17 protein-coding genes are annotated in these 20,410 nt (G+C 42.4%); 6 read left to right on the forward strand and 11 right to left on the reverse strand.

The features are described 5' to 3' along the window. The first annotated feature begins 529 nt into the window (after positions 1-529). The 3 genes from pheT to D0T87_RS11690 are packed head-to-tail and all read left to right on the forward strand — an operon-like array spanning position 530 to position 4,042. The gene (pheT, locus tag D0T87_RS11680) at positions 530-2,992 is read left to right on the forward strand and encodes a phenylalanine--tRNA ligase subunit beta (protein ID WP_163175313.1); all 2,463 of its coding nucleotides are present in this window, start codon (positions 530-532) and stop codon (positions 2,990-2,992) included. A gap of 20 nt (positions 2,993-3,012) precedes the next feature. Next, the gene (locus tag D0T87_RS11685) at positions 3,013-3,741 is read left to right on the forward strand and encodes a YebC/PmpR family DNA-binding transcriptional regulator (protein ID WP_163175314.1); all 729 of its coding nucleotides are present in this window, start codon (positions 3,013-3,015) and stop codon (positions 3,739-3,741) included. 37 nt (positions 3,742-3,778) lie between these two features. Further along, complete coding sequence (locus D0T87_RS11690) at positions 3,779-4,042, forward strand: TIGR03905 family TSCPD domain-containing protein (RefSeq protein WP_163175390.1); 264 nt, start codon at positions 3,779-3,781, stop codon at positions 4,040-4,042. A gap of 78 nt (positions 4,043-4,120) precedes the next feature. Here the strand turns inward: D0T87_RS11690 and glyA are convergent, their stop codons facing one another. The 7 genes from glyA to D0T87_RS11725 all read right to left on the reverse strand — a co-directional run bounded on the left by glyA (position 4,121) and on the right by D0T87_RS11725 (position 11,201). Continuing rightward, positions 4,121-5,401, reverse strand: a complete 1,281-nt coding sequence (gene glyA / locus D0T87_RS11695; protein ID WP_163175315.1) for a serine hydroxymethyltransferase — start codon at positions 5,399-5,401, stop codon at positions 4,121-4,123. A 170-nt stretch (positions 5,402-5,571) separates the two neighbouring features. Continuing rightward, positions 5,572-6,309 (reverse strand): porin family protein, encoded by a 738-nt coding sequence (locus D0T87_RS11700; protein WP_163175316.1) that lies wholly within the window; start codon positions 6,307-6,309, stop codon positions 5,572-5,574. Positions 6,310-6,314: 5 nt separating this feature from the next. Continuing rightward, complete coding sequence (locus D0T87_RS11705) at positions 6,315-6,890, reverse strand: flavin reductase family protein (RefSeq protein WP_163175317.1); 576 nt, start codon at positions 6,888-6,890, stop codon at positions 6,315-6,317. A 103-nt stretch (positions 6,891-6,993) separates the two neighbouring features. Continuing rightward, complete coding sequence (gene pyrI / locus D0T87_RS11710; protein WP_163175318.1) at positions 6,994-7,455, reverse strand: aspartate carbamoyltransferase regulatory subunit; 462 nt, start codon at positions 7,453-7,455, stop codon at positions 6,994-6,996. 24 nt (positions 7,456-7,479) lie between these two features. Further along, positions 7,480-8,436: an aspartate carbamoyltransferase gene (gene pyrB, locus D0T87_RS11715; RefSeq protein ID WP_163175319.1), complete on the reverse strand. Its 957-nt coding sequence runs from the start codon at positions 8,434-8,436 to the stop codon at positions 7,480-7,482. Between the two features lie 127 nt (positions 8,437-8,563). Beyond that, the gene (locus D0T87_RS11720) at positions 8,564-8,932 is read right to left on the reverse strand and encodes a diacylglycerol kinase family protein (RefSeq protein WP_163175320.1); all 369 of its coding nucleotides are present in this window, start codon (positions 8,930-8,932) and stop codon (positions 8,564-8,566) included. Positions 8,933-8,984: 52 nt separating this feature from the next. Next, entirely contained in the window at positions 8,985-11,201 is a 2,217-nt protein-coding gene (locus D0T87_RS11725) for a bifunctional (p)ppGpp synthetase/guanosine-3',5'-bis(diphosphate) 3'-pyrophosphohydrolase (protein WP_163175321.1), read from the reverse strand. 116 nt (positions 11,202-11,317) lie between these two features. Here D0T87_RS11725 and D0T87_RS11730 point away from each other — a divergent pair, with 116 nt between their 5' ends. The 3 genes from D0T87_RS11730 (at position 11,318) to D0T87_RS11740 (ending at position 15,525) form a co-directional block, all read left to right on the forward strand. Further along, positions 11,318-12,835, forward strand: a complete 1,518-nt coding sequence (locus D0T87_RS11730) for a DUF4301 family protein (RefSeq protein WP_163175322.1) — start codon at positions 11,318-11,320, stop codon at positions 12,833-12,835. A gap of 57 nt (positions 12,836-12,892) precedes the next feature. Then, the gene (purT, locus tag D0T87_RS11735) at positions 12,893-14,059 is read left to right on the forward strand and encodes a formate-dependent phosphoribosylglycinamide formyltransferase (protein ID WP_163175323.1); all 1,167 of its coding nucleotides are present in this window, start codon (positions 12,893-12,895) and stop codon (positions 14,057-14,059) included. A gap of 296 nt (positions 14,060-14,355) precedes the next feature. Beyond that, complete coding sequence (locus D0T87_RS11740) at positions 14,356-15,525, forward strand: OmpA family protein (RefSeq protein WP_163175324.1); 1,170 nt, start codon at positions 14,356-14,358, stop codon at positions 15,523-15,525. A gap of 464 nt (positions 15,526-15,989) precedes the next feature. Here D0T87_RS11740 and D0T87_RS11745 read toward each other — a convergent pair whose 3' ends face one another. From D0T87_RS11745 to D0T87_RS11760, 4 genes are all read right to left on the reverse strand, one after another. Next, on the reverse strand, positions 15,990-17,000 hold the full coding sequence (locus D0T87_RS11745) for an endonuclease/exonuclease/phosphatase family protein (protein ID WP_163175325.1): 1,011 nt from the start codon (positions 16,998-17,000) through the stop codon (positions 15,990-15,992). A gap of 217 nt (positions 17,001-17,217) precedes the next feature. Then, a complete protein-coding gene (locus tag D0T87_RS11750; protein WP_163175326.1) occupies positions 17,218-18,420 on the reverse strand; it encodes a glycosyltransferase family 2 protein in 1,203 nt (400 codons plus the stop codon). Then, the gene (locus tag D0T87_RS11755) at positions 18,417-19,274 is read right to left on the reverse strand and encodes a glycosyltransferase family 2 protein (protein WP_163175327.1); all 858 of its coding nucleotides are present in this window, start codon (positions 19,272-19,274) and stop codon (positions 18,417-18,419) included. The genes D0T87_RS11750 and D0T87_RS11755 overlap by 4 nt, the downstream gene beginning before the upstream one ends. Positions 19,275-19,340: 66 nt before the next feature. Then, a complete protein-coding gene (locus D0T87_RS11760) occupies positions 19,341-20,399 on the reverse strand; it encodes a glycosyltransferase family A protein (RefSeq protein ID WP_163175328.1) in 1,059 nt (352 codons plus the stop codon). Between the last annotated feature and the right edge of the window lie 11 nt (positions 20,400-20,410).

Consider the following 20,410-nt stretch of genomic DNA (forward strand, 5'->3'; position numbering starts at 1 on the left):
TAGATAAGGTAAATACATTATATGACTATTACGATAGCCAAGGGTGGATAACGCCGGAAGAAAAGGAAAGGTGTAGTCTGAGGAGGTTCTTTGAAGGGTTATGATTGAAATGGTTTTGTTTAATCGCTCCCACCACCTCCCCCCTACGGGGTACTCCTCCTCTACAGGAGGAGAGTTCCTGCGGCATCGTGAATCTGGGTCCGGCGCCTCGCCGGCTGCCTGCCTAGAGGAGGGGTGCCCAAAGGGTGGGGTGGTGGGAGCAATAAATACATTCCTTTCCAATCCGTTTTACACATTTCCAATCCGTTATACGCTACCCCTTCAATAAAGACTATAGAAATTTAACAATTCAACCTGATTTTCGGATTGATTCCATTTCACTAGGATGACAACGACCTTTCCTACTTCAGTCTGCCCTTCAATAAAGTGATGCATATACTCTTTAAGTTTCCATGCGGCACCTTGCTGCAACCAAAAAAACTTATTACCTTTGCGAGTCATTTTTTGGAAAACAATAAATACATTATATATGAATATCTCGTATAACTGGCTGAAGGAGTATGTTGATTTCAGCCTTACCCCTGACGAAGTGGCTGCTGCCCTGACCTCGATTGGTCTGGAAACCGGTGGTGTAGAGGAAGTGCAAACCGTGAAAGGCGGATTGGAAGGACTGGTTATTGGCGAAGTATTGACTTGCGAAGACCATCCGAATTCCGATCATTTACACATCACTACCGTAAATCTGGGCAGTGGAGAACCAACACAGATTGTATGTGGAGCGGCAAATGTTGCTGCCGGACAAAAAGTGGTAGTAGCTACCGTAGGTACAATTCTTTATAGCGGGGAAGAGAGTTTTACGATTAAAAAATCAAAAATCAGAGGTGTAGAATCATTGGGCATGATTTGTGCAGAAGATGAAATCGGTATCGGTACCAGTCACGAAGGAATTATCGTTTTACCTACCGATGCTGTACCCGGAACACTGGCCAAAGATTATTATAATGTCAAAAGCGATTATCTGCTTGAGGTCGATATTACCCCAAACCGTGCAGATGGTAGTTCGCACTATGGCGTTGCCCGTGATTTATATGCATATCTCGTACAGAACGGATACAAGACATCATTGAGCAAACCTTCAACAGATGGTTTTATAATAGATAATCATGATCTGGATATTAACGTGATTGTTGAGAATAAAGAAGCCTGTCCGCGTTATGCCGGCGTTTCAGTAAAGGGTGTGACGGTGAAGGAAAGTCCGGATTGGTTGCAAGATAAACTACGCATTATCGGTCTGCGTCCGATAAACAATGTGGTAGATATCACAAACTATATTCTTCATGCATTTGGGCAACCTTTGCACTGTTTCGATGCAGATAAGATTTCTGATAACGTTGTTATTGTAGAAACCCTGCCGGAAGGGACTCCGTTTGTTACGCTGGATGGTGTGGAACGTAAGTTGTCCGATCGCGACCTGATGATTTGTAGCAAAGAAGCCCCGATGTGTATTGCCGGCGTGTTTGGCGGATTGGATTCGGGTGCGACCGAAGAAACCAGAAATGTATTTATTGAAAGCGCATACTTCCATCCTACCTGGGTGCGTAAAACAGCCCGCCGTCATGGGTTGAATACAGATGCCTCTTTCCGTTTTGAAAGAGGTGTTGATCCGAATGCAACGATTTACTGCCTGAAACTGGCCGCCATGATGGTGAAAGAAATTGCCGGTGGTACTATTTCTTCGGACATTAAAGATATATACGATAACCCAATCAAAGATTTTACAGTAAATCTATCATATCAAAAGGTAAATTTGTTGATTGGAAAACATATCCCGGCAGAAACAATCAAAAACATTGTAGCCAGTCTGGAAATGAAGATCACGGAAGAAACAAATGATGGTATCGTCCTATCTATCCCTCCTTATCGCGTGGATGTACAACGTGATGTGGATGTTATTGAAGACATTCTCCGTATCTATGGATATAATAATGTGGAAATACCCACAGATTTAAACTCGAGCCTCACAACAAAAGGTGAAGAAGACAAATCATATAAGTTGCAAAACCTGATCTCCGAACAACTTGTAGGTTGTGGCTTTAATGAGATCATGAACAATTCACTGACACGCGGTGCATACTATGATGGCTTGGAAGTATATCCGGCCGAGAAATCGGTAATGTTATTGAACCCCTTGAGCAATGACCTGAATGTTATGCGTCAAACCTTGCTTTTCGGTGGGTTGGAAAGTATTGCCCGTAATGCAAACCGCAAGCATGCCGATTTGAAATTCTTCGAATTCGGTAATTGCTATTACTTTGACAAAGACAAAAAAGGTGGCGAAAAACCACTTGCCGCATACTCAGAAGAATACCATCTGGGAATATGGGTGACTGGTAAGCGAGTGGCTAATTCGTGGGCGCATGCCGACGAGAACTCTTCTGTGTATGAGCTGAAATCGTATGTTGAAAATATCTTTATCCGCTTGGGACTTGACCTGCGCAATCTGGTTGTTGGCAATCTTACGGATGATATATTCTCGGCCGCTCTTTCCGTTCATACTCGTGGTGGAAAGAAATTGGCTGTGTTTGGCATGGTATCCGGAAAAATACAAAAAGCTTTTGATATAGATAACGAAGTATATTTTGCCGATCTGAACTGGAAAGAACTGATGAAAGCTATCCGTTCGGTGAAGATCAAATACCAGGAGTTGTCCAAGTTCCCGGCCGTGAAACGCGACCTGGCATTGCTGCTTGACAAGAATATCCAGTTTGCCGAAATCGAAAAGATTGCCTACGATACCGAAAAGAAACTTCTTCGCGAGGTGTCATTGTTCGATGTGTACGAAGGCAAAAATATGGAAGCCGGTAAGAAATCATATGCAGTAAGCTTTATGCTTCAGGACGAAAGCCAGACGTTGACGGATAAAGTGATTGATAAAATCATGTCCAGGCTGGTGAAGAACCTCGAAGAGAAATTAGGTGCAAAACTTAGATAATAAAATAAAGATTTAAAATAATGGGAAGAGCGTTTGAATATAGAAAAGCTACCAAGATGAAGAGATGGGGTAATATGGCTCGCGTATTTACCCGGGTAGGTAAACAAATTGCTATTGCAGTAAAAGCGGGTGGTCCTGATCCTGAAAATAATCCTCATTTGAGAGCTATCATTGCTACTGCTAAGCGCGAAAATATGCCGAAAGACAATATTGAGCGTGCCATCAAGAATGCAATGGGTAAAGACCAGAAGGATTACAAGGAAATGGTTTACGAAGGATATGGCCCTTTTGGTATTGCTATTCTTGTAGAAACTGCAACAGATAATACAACACGTACAGTGGCAAACGTGCGTAGCGTATTTACAAAGTTTGGAGGTTCATTGGGAACTTCAGGCAGTCTGGACTTTATATTCAATCATAAATCGGTATTTACCATTGGTAAGAAAGATGATATGGCTGTTGAAGACCTGATTCTTGAACTGATCGACTATGGGGTAGATGAGGACTACGACGAGGAAGACGGAGAAATTACGATATATGCTGAATTCCAGTCATTCAACGCTATCCAGAAATACCTGGAAGAAAATGGTTTCGAAATTAAGAGTTCAGAATTTACCCGTATTCCAACAGATGAAAAAGAACTGAACGAAGAACAACGTGCCACTATCGAAAAGATGGTAGAAAAGCTGGAAGATGATGAAGACGTTCAGAACGTATATACAAATATGAAGCCTGTTGATGAGGAGTAATGTTTGTAGCGAAATGGTAGAGAAAGACCAACGAATTATCAGATACACCTATAAAACGCAGGGCACTTGTAGTACACACATAGAACTGGAACTTGAAGGTGATACAATCAAGGAGGTTGCGTTTTGGAATGGTTGTAATGGTAATTTGCAAGGTATATCCAGGCTGGTTAAGGGAATGAAAATCTCAGAAGTCGTTGCCCGTTTGGGTGGAATACGTTGTGGATCACGTATTACTTCCTGTCCCGATCAATTTACTAAAGCTTTACTGGAAATAGCGGATGAATATTCGCTTGACTTATAAATAACAGAATCCGTAACGAATTAAATAAAAACGCCCGGACATTCCTAGAATGCCCGGGCGTTTTATTATAATAGATTTTTAATATGCGAACAATGGATATTTCTTCATCGTTTCGTTTACGCGTTGACGTACTTTAGCAATAACTTCTTCGTTATCTACATTAGAAAGTACGGTTTCGATCATTTCTGCAATTTCCAGCATAAGGTCTTCTTTAGCTCCGCGCGTAGTAATTGCCGGAGTACCCAAACGGATACCCGAAGTTTGGAAAGCTGAGCGGCTATCGAATGGAACCATATTTTTGTTTACGGTAATATCTGCCGCAACCAATGCTTTTTCGGTTACTTTACCAGTCAGTTCAGGATATTTATTACGCAGGTCTACCAGCATGGAGTGATTATCGGTACCTCCGGATACGATATCAAATCCGCGATCGATCAAGGCTTGCGCAAGCGCAGCTGCATTTTTCTTTACCTGCTTCTGGTATTCTACATATTCGGGCTGCATACATTCGTAGAACGAAACAGCTTTAGCAGCAATCACATGTTCCAAAGGACCACCTTGAATGCCAGGGAATACGGCCGAGTCAAGCAATTGAGACATCATTTTTACTTCACCCTTTGGAGTTGTTTTTCCCCATGGGTTAGGGAAGTCTTTACCTATCATGATTACACCACCGCGTGGTCCGCGAAGGGTTTTGTGTGTAGTTGAAGTTACGATGTGCGCATACTTAACAGGGTTTTCCAAAAGTCCGGCTGCAATAAGACCGGCGGGGTGAGCCATGTCGATCAATAGGATAGCGCCTATCTTGTCTGCGATTTCACGCATGCGTTTGTAATCCCATTCACGAGAGTATGCCGAGCCACCACCAATAATCATTTTAGGCTTTTCGCGTAGTGCAACCTCTTCCATTTGGTCGTAATCAACACGTCCGGTATCTTGTTTTACATTATATTCGCAAGGAGTATAGATAATGCCCGATGTATTTACCAAAGAACCATGAGAAAGGTGACCACCATGTGCCAGGTTTAATCCCATAAATTTATCTCCGGGGTTCATCACAGCAAGGAATACAGCAGCGTTAGCTTGTGCTCCTGAGTGTGGTTGAACGTTTGCCCATTCGGCTCCGAAGATTTCTTTCAAACGGTCGATAGCCAGTTGTTCGCTTTGGTCTACAACTTCGCAGCCGCCATAATAACGTTTCCCCGGATACCCTTCGGCATATTTATTGGTTAACCAGGAACCCATAGCCTGCATAACCTGATCACTCACAAAGTTTTCTGATGCAATCAGCTCGATACCTTTGAGCTGGCGTTGATGCTCTTTTTCGATAATATCGAAAATTAAATCGTCTCTTTTCATTCTAATATTGGATAATAAGTGATTATTCGAGATTCTTTATTTAAGCGTACAAATTTATAGAAAAAGATTGGTAATTGTGCTAAATTGATATAATAATTATCTGTATTAAAACCTGGCATCGGCACCTTACCACCCGCATGGAAACCTGGCAGCGGCACCTTGCCGCCCGCTTAGAACATGACTCCCAGGGAAAAGCTTAGTATGGCTTCTCTGCGCCGAAAGATGATGTTATTTGAGTCATCTTTTGTACTTGGCATATTTTCGTATGTCACGGTCTTGGAAATATTGGTTAACCCCTGTTCATAACGGAAATCAAAAAAGATCCTTGACACGTTTACTCCTACACCAAGAACACCACTTAAGCACAATGGATATAGTTCTTCTTCCATATCTTTCTGCTCGAAATTCTCAAAAGTGATTTCATTTTTCTGTTTCCAAAGGAATTTAGCTTTTGGCCCGGCAAAAACAGACATGGCATAGGGTCCTTTTTTTATAATATTGAATCCATAGAGAACAGGGAATTCAATGCTGTGGATTTTAGCATGGATAGATGCATAATCAGGTTCTATCGCCGGGTGTTGAGAACCGAGTTTGTCGAAAGAGATTTCACTTCGGCTTATTTGATAAGATATTTCGGGTTGTATATAATGCCTGCTGATATTAAAGCGTCCGAATAAAGCTACAAAGCCTCCAATCCTATAGTTATTCTGTATATCGTCAATCGTAACGTCTTTAATTTTAAAGTCGGATACCAGATACATAGAAGAATTGAATCCAACTCTTACTCCGAAGTTGAATGCCTTATTATTCGGTTTCAATATTCTTTCCACCGCTTCTTGTTTCCGAAGCTGCGCAAAAGTGGGGAAGACGAACAAAGACAATATAAATAATGAGAGGATTCGTTTCATGATGATTACTTTGTATTTTTCTTCTTTTCTACCGACCAGCCAAACTTACCAATCTTCTCGCCCAGGTCGAAATAATTACCATGTACATAAACCAACGGATTGGCTTCTGCCAGTTCCAGTTTTCCGGTTTCTTTGTTTAAATGATTTTCTTCGGCACGCACATTGACCACATCTGCGATAAACATATCATGGGAACCCAAAGAAATGATCTCTTTTACCCGGCATTCAATGCATAAAGGAGATTCCTCAATCAGCGGGGCACTTACTATCGTACATTTTCCCGGGGTGAGTTTCATTTCCCCGAACTTATTGTGATCCTTGCCGGAACGTACGCCACACCAGTCTGTAGCAAAAGCCATATCTTTTGTAGTCAGGTTGATCACAAACTCCATGTTCTTTTTAATAATAGCGTGCGAGTGTCTTTCCGGACGTACGGAAATGTAGCACATGGGTGGATTGGTGCATACGGTTCCTGTCCATGCTACTGTGACGATATTGTATTCTTCCTCATGGCTACCGCAACTAACCAAAACGGCGGGTAGTGGGTATATCATGGTTCCGGGTTTCCAGTCTTGTTTCATATTAGTAGTTAGAAGCTAGAAGCTAGAAGTAAGTAGTAAGTAGTTAGAAGCTGTGTAGCATTGCTCTGATTAAACCTGGCTACTAACTACTGACTTCTTACTACTATATAATTACTATTTCTTCCCTTCGTTGTTCTTTCTCGCAATAATGGCATTTGATGACACAACTCTCTTTGTCGATAACGTGGAATAGCGTATTCATTGGCTCATTATTTGTTATGCACTTCGGGTTGGCGCATCTGATGATTCCTTTCAAGTCATCTGATAGTTGCACTCTTTTCTTTTCAACCACTTTATAGTCGCGAATAAGATTCAGTTTTACACTTGGCGCAACAACTGCAATGCGATTGATCTCTTCGTCGCAGAAGAATTTATCGGCTATTTTTATGATTCCTTTTTTACCGAGTTTCTTGCTTTCCAGATTGAAACCAATGGTGATATTGCTTTCCATATTCTCCAATCCTAACAGAGTTACAACAGTAAATAACTTGTCGGAAGGTATATGATCGATCACAGTGCCATTTTTTAGTGCGGCTACCTGTAATTCTTGTTTGTTTTCGTCCATAATTCTAATTTACGATTAGACAATTTACGATTTACGATTGAAATTACTATTATCCTTTATCACTTCATCCAATGTGATTCCTAATACATCGCAAAGGATAGCTTCACGGGCATATAATCCGTTTTGTGCTTGTTGGAAATAATATGCTTTAGGATTATCATCTACATCATAAGCAATTTCATTAACACGGGGCAGTGGGTGAAGGATACGCAAGTTCGGACGTGTATTCTCCAGCATTTTATTACGTAGAATATAGATGTTCTTTACCCGTTCGTATTCCATCAAATCTGTGAAGCGTTCTTTCTGAACCCGTGTCATATACAGTATATCGGCATCTGCAATCGTTTCTTCCGAGAAATCAGTGTGTTCCACATATTTTATTCCCTGTTGCTTACAATAGAGTTTGTATTCCTCGGGCATTTTTAGTTCCTCGGGAGCAATAAAGTGAAACGTTGGATTGAAGTGGCGCATGGCCATTAATAATGAATGTACTGTTCGGCCGTACTTCAGGTCACCAACCAGATGGATATTCAGATTCTCTAACGTACCCTGTGTTTTGTAGATAGAATAGAGGTCGAGCATGGTTTGCGAAGGATGCTGGTTTGCTCCATCCCCGGCGTTGACGATGGGTACAGGCGCAACCTCGCTGGCATACCTTGCAGCTCCTTCCAGATAATGTCTCATAACAATGACATCTGCATAACTGCTTACCATGATGATGGTGTCTTTGAGTGTTTCTCCTTTAGAGGAACTGGTGACTTTGGGATCTGTAAATCCAATCACATTTGCGCCGAGTCTGTTAGCAGCAGTTTCAAAACTAAGGCGGGTGCGGGTAGAGGGTTCAAAGAATAAAGTAGCAATGACTTTATCTTCCAGCAGCTTACGATTGGGGATCTTTTCAAACTGCTTCGCCATTTCGATCATATAAAGAATCTTTTCTCTTGAATAATCGACAATGGTTACTAGACTTCTGTTTTCCATATCGTTGTATATTTTTTGATACCGTTAATACGGAGCGTAAAGATAGTTATTAAATTGAGAATTGAGAATTGAGAATTGAGAATTTAGTGTGTCATAACAGTAATTTTTAATTCTCAATTCTCAATTCTCAATTAAAAAAGTAGGGCACAAAAATAATTGCCCCGATAATTGCTGCGGCTATGGCACAAATTAATACGGCTCCGGCAGCCAGATCTTTTACTTTACCGGCTAATGGGTTTCTTTCCGGAGAAACCAGATCGACCAGCTTTTCTATAGCTGTATTAAATGCTTCTGCTGCCAACACCAGCCCATAACAGAATACAATGGCTATCCATTCTCCTTTGGTAATATTAAAATAGAAACCGGCGATGGTAACCAATACGATCGCAGCACAATGTATCCATGCATTGTGTTCGCTACAGATCAGGGTATATATCCCTTTTCCGGCATATACAAAGCTTTTCAGTCGGTCTTTTATATTGAAAGGTTTACCCATATTATTTTAGATTATCATACGGCATCGAATCCTGGCTGCGGCGCCTCGCCGCTCAATTTCTGCTTACTTGTTTTACGCCTTTTACGGCTTTTAGTTTTTTGATTAATGCTGCAAGCCTTCCGGTATCTCCAAGCATAACGGTTAGCATGCCCGAAAACAAACCGTCATTTGAGTCGATACTGATAGAGCGTAGCGTGATATCATTCTCTTTAGAAATAATAGAGGTGATATTGGTCACGATACCGATGTCGTCATGGCCTACTACACGTAATGTAATCGGGTACTGCGTACCTTGCGATTTACCAGCCCACCGGGCTTTTACGATACGATATCCGAATCTTTCCTGCATTTGTGCGGCATTCGGACAGTCTGTGCGGTGTATTTTAATTCCTCCTGACACCGTGACAAATCCAAAAACTTCATCTCCATAGATTGGGCTACAGCACCTTGCGAGTTTAAACTCAAGACCTTTCAGGTTTTGGTCTATGACTAGAACATCTTCTTTGCTGGTGATTTCATCAATTGGTGTTTGAAGGTTATAGCCTTCTGCACTACGGTAAGTGATTTCGTCATGGGAATCACTGTCTCGCTTTTGTTGTTCTATATATTTATCGAGTATATCATTGACATCGAGTGTCTCGTCGGCAATTTTCTGGTAGAACTCGGTTACATTCTTGAATCCGAGTCTTTTGATGAGGCGTGCCATTATTGCTTCATCATATTCCATCTTGCGGTTTTTGAACTTCCTCTCCAATGTCTCTTTTGCAAAATCGTGCTGGCGTGCTGTTATTTCTTTTAGTGCCTGACGTATCTTTGTGCGAGCTTTGGAAGTGGTTACAATATTCAACCAGTCTTGTTTAGGCGTCTGATTATTCGACGTCATGATTTCTACCTGGTCGCCGCTGTTTAGCTTGTACTTTAGTTGTACGTTTTTGCCGTTGACTTTGGCCCCAATACACTTACTGCCTAGTTTGGTGTGAATATGAAAGGCAAAGTCGAGTATAGTTGCGCCTTTAGCCAATTTGAACAGGTCGCCTTTCGGAGTGAAAACGAAAACCTCATCCTCGTACAGGTCCATTTTGAATTGGTCCATCACCTTCATGGAATCACTGTCCGTATGCTCAAGTGCCTCCCGCACCGATGTCAGCCATTCATCCAATCCGCTTTCACCTTTGACGCCTTTATAGCGCCAATGTGCTGCCAGTCCCCGTTCTGCAATTTCATCCATACGTTGTGTACGGATCTGTACCTCTACCCATTTGCCTTCGGGACCCATAACGGTGGTGTGCAGTGATTCGTATCCATTGCTTTTGGGAATGGACAGCCAGTCGCGCAGGCGTTTAGGATTAGGCTGGTACATGTCGGTTACAATAGAGTAGGCTTGCCAGCACTCCTGCTTTTCTTTCTCTTGTGGCGAATCCAGAATGACGCGTATGGCAAACAGGTCGTAAATGCTTTCAAACGGGGTTTTCTGTTTTTGTATTTTATTCCAGATGGAGTGTATAGACTTTGTTCTGCCTTTGATGTCAAACTTCAATCCACCTTCTTTCAGCTTTTTTTCGATCGGAGCAATGAATGCCGCGATGTATTTATCGCGCGACGCTTTGGTTTCATTCAGCTTATCTTTAATGAAATAATACGTTTCTTTCTGTGTATATTTCAGGGATAAGTCTTCCAGCTCCGATTTTATTTTGTATAGACCGAGCTTGTGTGCCAGTGGTGCATATAAATAGGCTGCTTCGTTGGCTACGCGGATGCGGTCGTCATTGTTCTTCGAATCCTTGATCTGCCGCATAATGTTTACACGGTCGGCAATCATAATCAGAATAACGCGCATATCTTCGGCAAATGAAAGCAATAGATTGCGGAAGTTTTCCGATTCAATGGCAGGGCTTTTCGAATACAATTCGTTGGTCTTTACCAATCCGCGGATGATATTGGCTACATCTTCGCCAAATTCGGATTTAACGGTTTCGATGCTGATGATCTCGTTCTTAACAATCTCATGCAACATTACACCTGTCAGGCAGGCGCCTTTAACTCCCATCTCGTCGCATACAACAACAGCAGTTTCCATATCCCTGATAATGGGATTCATTCCGAAACTATTGCGTTTAAGATTGTTGCTTTGGACGGCCTGGCTTAGGTATTCTTTTAGCTTACGAATCTCGGTTTTGCGTATGCTGTCGCCGGACGATTTGATGAGCTTTTTATATAGTGTAAATAGTTCCTTTTTTTCTTTTTCAGTGAAAAATACTGCACGTTCCATAATAATACGGGTCTCTTTTCATTATTGAATGTAAAAGTAGTTTTTTTTGTTTAGTTAATAACCAGAAGTTAATCGAATTTTGTATTTTTGGGCATCATTAATAATCTTATCATACGATGTTGACACCTCAAGACAAAGCGTTGCTTGCCGGGAAAGGTATTTCGGAAGCACAGATAGAAGAGCAGTTAAGAAGTTTTCAGACAGGATTCCCTTTCTTAAAGTTGGATGCCGCTGCATCTATTGAAAAGGGAATATTACATCCTACGGCCGAGGAACAGGAAGAGTATCTGTCTGCTTGGGCTGCTTATACCCAAACCTATAAAACGATTGTGAAATTTGTCCCGGCTTCGGGTGCTGCCAGTCGTATGTTTAAAGATTTGTTCGAGTTTCTGGGTGGCGATTCTGACACACCGACTACTGCTTTCGAACAAACCTTCTTTAATAATATAACAAAGTTTGCATTCTATGACGATCTGAATGCGGCATGTCGGGAGATCTCGGGAAAGGATATTCCGGGTCTGATTGCCGATGGCGCGTACAAGGCTGTTGTTTCTGCTTTATTGGATAAGGCCGGATTAAATTATGGTTCTTTGCCTAAGGGCTTGCTTAAATTCCATAAATATGAATCGGGTCCCCGCACTCCAATGGAAGAGCATTTGGTAGAGGGAGCTTTATATGCTACCGGAAAGAGTGGAAAGAGTAATATTCATTTCACAGTCTCTGCCGAGCATCGCGATCTGTTCCGTTTATTGTTAGAGCAAAAGATAAGTGCATTTGCTACGGCGTATAATGTAGACTATAATGTAACATTCTCTGAGCAGAAACCAAGTACAGATACTATTGCTGCCGATATGGAGAACCGGCCTTTCCGCGATAATGGCAAACTGCTGTTCCGTCCCGGTGGTCATGGTGCTCTTATCGAGAACCTGAATGATCTGGATGCTGATATTATCTTTATTAAGAATATAGATAATGTAGTTCCCGACAGATTAAAAGATGATACTGTACTTTATAAGAAACTAATCGCTGGTGTATTGGTGAAATTGCAAAAACAGGCATTTGAGTACCTTGATTTGTTGGATAGTGGAACCTATACTCAGGAACAGGTTATTGAAATCCTTCAATTCCTGCAAAAGAAATTGTTCTGCAAGAATCCTGAAACCAAGAATCTGGAAGATGCCGAACTGGTGCTTTATCTGAGAAACAAACTCAATCGTCCGATGCGTGTTTGCGGTATGGTGAAGAACGTGGGCGAACCGGGTGGGGGACCATTCCTGGCATATAACTCTGACGGAACGATCTCACTACAGATCCTTGAAAGTTCGCAAATTGATATGTCCGACCCGTCTAAGAAGGAGATGTTCGAGAAAGGTACTCACTTCAATCCTGTTGATTTGGTTTGTGCCGTACGCGACTACAAAGGGCATAAATTCGACCTCAACCGTTATGTCGATAAAGAAACCGGATTTATATCCTATAAGTCCAAAAACGGACAAGATCTGAAAGCGCTTGAGCTCCCCGGATTATGGAATGGAGCTATGAGCAACTGGAATACCGTATTTGTAGAAGTTCCTCTTTCCACTTTTAATCCGGTGAAAACGGTGAATGATTTGTTGCGCGAGCAACACCAATAAGCGACGAGGCGCCGAAGCCAGGTTCTTTATGTAAAATAAAATAATAAATAATAGTAAATGAAAAAGATACTTTTGCTCGGTTCGGGCGAATTAGGAAAAGAGTTTGTTATTTCTGCCCAGCGCAAGGGGCAATACGTCATAGCTTGTGATTCTTATGCAGGTGCTCCGGCAATGAAGGTTGCCGATGAGTATGTGGTTATTGACATGCTTAATGGCGATGAGTTGGAGCGCATTGTAAAAAAGTATAATCCCGACCTGATTGTACCTGAGATCGAAGCCATACGCACGGAACGTTTGTATGACTTTGAAAAAGAAGGTATTACGGTTGTGCCCAGTGCGCGCGCTGTAAACTATACAATGAATAGAAAGGCAATCCGCGACTTGGCTGCAAAGGAGCTGGGACTTAAAACGGCTAAATACTTCTATGCCAAATCGTTCGAGGAGCTGAAGGAAGCTGCCGGAAAGATCGGTTTCCCTTGTGTGGTGAAACCATTAATGTCTTCTTCCGGTAAAGGGCAGTCATTAGTAAAAAGTGCCGATGAACTGCAACATGCATGGGATTACGGATGTAGTGGTAGCCGTGGCGATATCCGTGAGCTTATTATTGAAGAATTTATTCAGTTCGATTCGGAAATAACACTGCTTACTGTTACCCAGAAAGAGGGTCCGACGTTATTCTGTCCGCCTATCGGGCATATACAAAAAGGGGGCGATTATCGTGAAAGTTTCCAGCCCGTACAGATTGATCCGGCTCATTTGCAGGAAGCACAGGATATGGCGGCAAAGGTGACTGAGGCACTTACCGGTGCGGGAATTTGGGGAGTTGAATTCTTCCTGAGTCATAAAAACGGGGTTTATTTCTCCGAACTTTCTCCCCGTCCGCACGATACCGGAATGGTTACGCTGGCGGGAACTCAGAACCTGAATGAGTTTGAACTTCATCTGCGTGCTATCCTGGGACTGCCTATTCCGGGAATTAAACTCGAAAGGGCAGGGGTTAGTGCGGTAATTCTATCGCAAATCGCCAGCCAGGAACCACCACATTATAAAGGTACGGAAGAAGTGCTGAAAGAAGAAGATACCTATCTACGTATTTTTGGTAAACCCACTACCCGCGTCAATCGTCGTATGGGAGTTGTATTATGTTATGCGCCATTGGGTGCCGATATGGATGCTTTGCGCAATAAAGCGAAACGTATTGCCGATAAGGTTACTGTTTATTGATATACAGAAGAGTATAATATATCGTTTGAGGCGGGTTAGTTTATTTAGCTCGCCTCAACTATTTTCGTGTAGGTTGTCCTCTTTTTGTGCAATCAATTACATACGTCAATCTGGCTTTCTATCGCCTTTTTGCTGGTTTTTATGAGCCTGCTGATAGATTCTCTCTATATGAAAGCAGACTGAAAATAACCGTAATCTCTTGTTCATTCTAAGAAAATAACTACCTTTGTCCCGTTTTGGGAAGGTTAATTTTAACCTTTTCTTAATAATAACAAACAAAATAAACAACATTAAGAATGAAAAAGATTTTATTGCTGCTGGCAATCGCTGGTCTAAGTGGTGTGACTATGGCACAAGACACAAATTCAAGTTGTGAAAACAAACATGAAGTACTGACAAACAAGTTTTGGGACAATTGGTTTATTTCGGGTGGTGTAGGAGCCGAAATGTTGATTGGTAACAATGACGCTCATTATGGTCTTGGCGATCGTATCAGCCCGACTTTTAATGTAGGTGTAGGTAAATGGTTTACTCCTGGTTTAGGACTACGCTTGCAATATAGCGGTTTCGAAGCTAAAGGTGCAAGAAAAGGATTTGGTAGCTACGCTACAGGTCGTCCTGATGCATCGGGTTACTATGACCAGAAATTCCACTACATGAATCTTCATGGTGATGTTATGTTCAACCTCAATGCTCTTTTCGGTGGGTACAATCCTAACCGTGTGTATGAAGTAATCCCTTATTTGGGAGCTGGTTTCACTCATTCCTATTCGGGAGTGGAAAAAACTCAAGGTCTTGCTGTTAACGCAGGTATCATCAACAAATTCAGAGTATCGCCGGTTCTTGATGTTAATCTGGAACTTAGTGGCATGATGGCTCAGAATAAGTTTGATGCTGAACTGGGTGGAGAAAAAGATTTTGATGGTGTGATTGCAGCTACTGTAGGTGTAACTTACTATTTCAAAAACCGCGGATTCAAGAAATCTAAAGCATGTCCTCCTCAACTGATCAGCGAAGCCGAACTGAGAGGTATGCGTAATAAGATGAACGACCTTAACGGTGAAGTTCAGGATTTGAAGAACCGGTTGGCTGCTGCTCCGAAGGAAACTGTTGTAGTGAAAGAAGTGAATGACACACCTGCTGTTGCTTCACATGCTATCTTCTTTAACCTGGGATCGGCTGTTGTTTCTCCACAGGAAATCATCAACCTTGGTTTCATGGTAGATCAGTTGAAAGATTATCCGGAACTGAAACTGAAGTTGACCGGTTATGCTGATTCGGCTACAGGAAGCGCTGAGGTAAACAAGAAAGTGAGCCTGAAACGTGCTGAAGCCGTTGTAGATGTATTGGTTCAGAAGTATGGTATTGCTCGTAGCAGAATCGTTTCGACAGAAGCTGCAGGTGGTATTGACAAATTCGGAAAAGATTATCTGAACCGTATGGTGATGATTGAAGCAGTGAAATAATCATTGCTAAGGTATAATTAAACTAAAAGCCGCTTTCTTCCGGGGAAGTGGCTTTTTATGTTGAAAACTGTGGCTCTAACTTTCATATGCATTTGCCCGATGTTAAAATGCAATCATGTTAATGCTTCCGACACCCGGGTGTCGGGTGGGTTTACACCCGGGTGTCAGCACCCTTGACACCCGGGTGTGAAAGGCTCTGACACCCGGGTGTCAGGATGCGGATGCTACTTTCTTATGCAGCAAACTCCAATGATAATGCGATAAAGCGCCACTTGGATGAAGAAGATAGAGCGATTTATTTCTTCTGTTTAGAACGTTTATTTTCGCGTTGTGTGACTTATGACATTAGTATGTGACTTATGAGAGAAGTGTCACTGGTATTACCATGCTGTATATTAGCAGGTTATCATACACAGTGACACTTGTGATACTTTTTTCGGGAAAAAACCTTCTGAATAGAGGTCTTAAATCTCTATCTCCAACATTACAGGGTTGTGATCGCTGCCATAATCCCAATCGGGCGAATAGTAGTCGATAGCCACGAGCGATGGCGAGTAGAATATATAATCAATGCGCAAGGTGCGTTTGAAGTAGCGATACGTATATCCGAAGCCATGTCCGGCAGCGCGGAAACCATCTTTCAGATCACCCTTCATTGTACGGTAAGTATAGGAAGAAGGAGGAGAGTTGAAGTCACCGGCTACAATCACCGGGTATGGACTTTCTTTGATCAGCGCGCTGATCGTTTCCGCCTGACGGGCACGCACGATATCATTTACGGAATATAGGAACACGCCGGTTTGCAATCGCCCTCCGCTTTGGTTTACACTTGTCGTTTGCAGGTGATTATTGAAGATACGCAGCGTTTTATCATTTACACGGATATCGAACCACATACTGCTATTGGGAGTATATGGAAAGGTAATCAGTCCGCTATCAACAATAGGGTAGCGGCTGTATACGGCAAGCGGCAGGATTTCGGTTCCATCTTCGGCTTTGGGAATAACGGAATAGGGCCATATGCTCAGTATGCTGCTCAGGCTGTCGATCGGTAGTTCCACGTATTCCGTAAACTCCTGGAAGCAGAGTACATCGACCTGTTCTTCGGCCATAGCGAAAGCGATGCGGCGGGTGTTGAAGCCACTCGTGTCTTTGCCGAACCGTCCCACGTTGTAGGATGCTACTTTTAATGTTTCTTCTGTTTTAGGTATCGCTCTTTCCCGGAATGGGTTTTGTATCATGCTGCTGATGTATGTACAGTTGGCAATAATGGCCACTACAGGTATCCACACCCAATAGCGGAAGCGGATGGTCCAATAAATTGCAGCAATGATATTAAGTACAAGCAGAAAGGGAAGTATCAATACCAGGAATGTCATGATAGATGAAGTATCGGGCGATACATTGCCTGCTACTGCTGCAAGTAAAGTAAAAAATCCCAGAATGATGGTAAGAATGATTAAAACCTTTTTCATTTACGATTTAACTATTTACGATTTACGATTGAAATTACTTGTTTATTTACGATTTAATTATTTACGATTTACGATTGGAATTACTCGTTTATTTACTATTTAACTATTTACGATTTACGATTGAAGTAACTAAGTTATATTCTTTCATCAGACAAGAATAAAAGAAGTTACTTCAATCGTAAATCGTAAATCGTAAATAGTTAAATCGTAAATCCCCTCATGCTCTTTTGGCCTTTTCCCAGGCTCCGGTTTTGTTTCCTTTACGCTTGCGTAGGTAGTTCATGCCTTTAAATACATTCACGTTCATAAACAGGAAGTAGTAAGGAATGAACAGGAATTTGTTTTTAATTTGTTTGGTAGAGAGGTAGTACCCCCATAGTCCCAGAATATAAAACAGAATCTGCATAACGAGCAGCGTACCATATATTACCGGCGATGCTCCCATCAGTAGAATCGCAATATTGAGCGGAAGCAATAAAAACAATAGGATAGGGGTGATTGACCAACGCAACACACGATGCGATACATACTGGAAACTCAATATACCGTAACGGAAGATATTAAGCAGCGGGCGGAGACGCCAGATGGATTGCAGCCCTCCGGCGGCAATACGTACTTTACGTTTTTCCTCTTCCTGCATATCGGCCGATCCGCTCTCTACGGCATAGGCGTTGGAACAGTAATCAATGATATATCCTTTCATCGTCATGCGCAGAGATAGGATGAAATCGTCCAATAGCGTGTCTGTTTCCATCTCTTCGAATAATTCCTTGCGAACGGCAAAAAGCTCACCGGCTGCTCCTACGGCAGAATACAGTCGGGCATCCAGATTCTTTAATGTCGATTCGTATTTCCAATAAATACCTTCGCCGCCTGCCGCTGCTCCATCTTTCGTTTGCACGGCGATTCTCTTTTCGCCTGCCACACATCCCACTCTAGGGTTAGTGAAAGAAAGAACAATTTCGCGGATTGCCTCTTTGTTTACCATCGTATTGGCATCCGTAAAGACAACCAGCGGTGTGCTGACCAGACGCATTCCCCGGTTCATGGCCGCTGTTTTTCCCTGACGCGCAGGGTCGAAATGTACGGTGGCTTGTGGCCAACGGGTTTTTAAACGGTCGTTGGTTCCATCATTGCTACCGTCGGTAACCCAGACAATATGCAGTTTATCAGCAGGATAATCAAGCTCTATGCTGTTCTGCATCTTTTCGTCTACCACCAACTCTTCATTATAAGCAGTGATAAACAAAGTAACCTCGGGCAGGTCTTCATCCTTCGGCAGGCTACGCTTGATGGGTTTCCGGAACGCCTCTTTAACCTTTACCATGATGTATAGAAGTATCCCATAACCCAGATAAGTATAGAACACAATGAAAAGGCTGACCCAGAAAAGTATAATCAGGACTGTCGTCGTTGTCATTTCTTCTTATTAATTAAGTTTGAATCTTCGTCTTCGTACTTCTCCTTTTTAGTGAACAACCCGCCAATGTTTCTGAGCCCTTTAAGTAAGCGGACTTTAAAGCTGTTGAATAATGAGCCATCGGCTCCTACGGTTCCATATCCGGTTACAGCCCGTGCTTTACGATTCCGGATGAAGGCTATCTTACCATGCTTTTTCAGTCCCAAAGCCAGCGAACCATCTTCGCCCCGGATGATGTCTACACGGATACCGATCTCTTTGGCTAAATCGGCCCGGTAAGCAAATACCAATCCGCGGACACTCAATTCCGGCCGTTTGAAAGATTGCAGAAACAGTTGGGTATCGCGGGCAAATTCGTAGAACTTCAGCCCCAACCATGAGTGGTCCTTATCGGGGATATAACTCCACAACGAAGTTGCCGCTACATATCCCGGCTTTTCCATGGCATCGACCAGAATCTCTACATACTTGGGTGGATACATGGTATCGGAGTCAATATTAATATGGTATTTCCCACGCGCATGGTTCAATCCACAACGGCGGGCATACCCGCAACTATGCTGATACTCATTGTAGTAAGGTACGCCGGTAAGCTGGAATATCTCTTCGGTGCGGTCTTTGGAGTCATTGTTAACCCCTATAATTTCGACCGGATATTTGCACTGCATTTCGCTTAGCGACCAAAGAGAGGCAAGAAGGTGCTTTTCTTCGTTATATCCAATGAGCGATACAGTAACCAAAGGTTTGTCACTTTGCAGCTTCTGTATTTTCTCGCGTACTTCATCAATAATCTCTTGCGGAACCTCGCTCAGAGGCTTCTCATAGACTTGCAGATACTTTGAATACCACTTCATATATTTACGATTTGACGATTTACGATTTAACGATTGGGATTACAATGTTTAATCGTTGGTTAGATTTTATTTCTTATTTCTCCACTCTCTGTATTTCGTTATCAGTTGGAAATATACGCGAAGCGAAAACTTATTTATCGTGTAGGGCATATTTCCAAACCAATACAACAGTACGTTCAGCGTCCTGTATCGCCTGAACTTTAAGATCTCCTTTAAAGATAGCGGATGCTTGAGCAACTCCTTTAACTCCTTGTCGGGCATCTTAAAGTCATACATGTTCTTTTTATCGAGAATAACGGCTACCGTATCTATGCACATAATAACTGTTTGAGTTACGCGTACATCAAAATACGGTTTATCCCTGTACATCGTACATTTCTCTTTGCACAGTTTCCGGATCTTGATATGCTCGGTTATCTCTTCGCGAGGAATCTTCTTTCTTTTATAATATTGGGAAACAGACCCCGTATGCTTAACATATATATAAGTGATGTCGGGGAGGAATATGGCTTTGCGGACATGAGGTATCAGGTCGAAAGAGAAAGCAAAGTCTTCCCAATACCTGACCAGTTCGAACTTTATTTTATTTTCGCGCAAGAAATCTGTTGAGTACAGTACGTTCCAAACAAAATACCGGAAACTCTGGCGAAGGCTTTTATAAGTAAATAACGCCAGCTCATCTTCTCCTTCAAAAATAAGGGGAGGTAGCGTGCGCAGACTATCAGATTCATCCGTATCACCCCGCCACTCTTCTTTATAAGAGGCATAAACAACCTCCGAATCACTATCGGTAATCGCCTTATATAAAAGCTCTATACAGTCGGTGGTAAGTAAGTCATCTCCATCAAGAAGAAACAGATATTTGCTTTGCGTCTCATCCAGAATGGTATTCCGGGCTATGGCAGGACCAAAGTTTTGTTTCTGCTGAATAATACGCATGTCTTTCCCGCGGGGGTGTGTACGTTGCATTTCCAGAAGGATCTCCATAGAGCTATCGGTCGACTTGTCGTCGACGATCAGGAATTCAATGCTTTCGAATGTTTGAGCCAAAGCAGACAACATGGTTTCCCTGAGATAGGGAGCAGCATTGTAAACTGGGATACCTATGGTTACTTTATACATCATCTTTCCTTTCT

Origin of the sequence: Bacteroides sp. 51 (assembly GCF_010500965.1) — a bacterium.
Taxonomy (GTDB): Bacteria; Bacteroidota; Bacteroidia; order Bacteroidales; family Bacteroidaceae; genus Bacteroides.

Excerpts from the sequence above, each read along its gene's own strand:
- pheT (WP_163175313.1), top strand. The coding sequence starts at position 530 with ATGAATATCTCGTATAACTGGCTGAAGGAGTATGTTGATTTCAGCCTT.
- D0T87_RS11685 (WP_163175314.1), top strand. The coding sequence starts at position 3,013 with ATGGGAAGAGCGTTTGAATATAGAAAAGCTACCAAGATGAAGAGATGG.
- glyA (WP_163175315.1), bottom strand. The coding sequence starts at position 5,401 with ATGAAAAGAGACGATTTAATTTTCGATATTATCGAAAAAGAGCATCAA.
- D0T87_RS11700 (WP_163175316.1), bottom strand. The coding sequence starts at position 6,309 with ATGAAACGAATCCTCTCATTATTTATATTGTCTTTGTTCGTCTTCCCC.
- D0T87_RS11705 (WP_163175317.1), bottom strand. The coding sequence starts at position 6,890 with ATGAAACAAGACTGGAAACCCGGAACCATGATATACCCACTACCCGCC.
- pyrI (WP_163175318.1), bottom strand. The coding sequence starts at position 7,455 with ATGGACGAAAACAAACAAGAATTACAGGTAGCCGCACTAAAAAATGGC.
- pyrB (WP_163175319.1), bottom strand. The coding sequence starts at position 8,436 with ATGGAAAACAGAAGTCTAGTAACCATTGTCGATTATTCAAGAGAAAAG.
- D0T87_RS11720 (WP_163175320.1), bottom strand. The coding sequence starts at position 8,932 with ATGGGTAAACCTTTCAATATAAAAGACCGACTGAAAAGCTTTGTATAT.
- D0T87_RS11725 (WP_163175321.1), bottom strand. The coding sequence starts at position 11,201 with ATGGAACGTGCAGTATTTTTCACTGAAAAAGAAAAAAAGGAACTATTT.
- D0T87_RS11730 (WP_163175322.1), top strand. The coding sequence starts at position 11,318 with ATGTTGACACCTCAAGACAAAGCGTTGCTTGCCGGGAAAGGTATTTCG.
- purT (WP_163175323.1), top strand. The coding sequence starts at position 12,893 with ATGAAAAAGATACTTTTGCTCGGTTCGGGCGAATTAGGAAAAGAGTTT.
- D0T87_RS11740 (WP_163175324.1), top strand. The coding sequence starts at position 14,356 with ATGAAAAAGATTTTATTGCTGCTGGCAATCGCTGGTCTAAGTGGTGTG.
- D0T87_RS11745 (WP_163175325.1), bottom strand. The coding sequence starts at position 17,000 with ATGAAAAAGGTTTTAATCATTCTTACCATCATTCTGGGATTTTTTACT.
- D0T87_RS11750 (WP_163175326.1), bottom strand. The coding sequence starts at position 18,420 with ATGACAACGACGACAGTCCTGATTATACTTTTCTGGGTCAGCCTTTTC.
- D0T87_RS11755 (WP_163175327.1), bottom strand. The coding sequence starts at position 19,274 with ATGAAGTGGTATTCAAAGTATCTGCAAGTCTATGAGAAGCCTCTGAGC.
- D0T87_RS11760 (WP_163175328.1), bottom strand. The coding sequence starts at position 20,399 with ATGATGTATAAAGTAACCATAGGTATCCCAGTTTACAATGCTGCTCCC.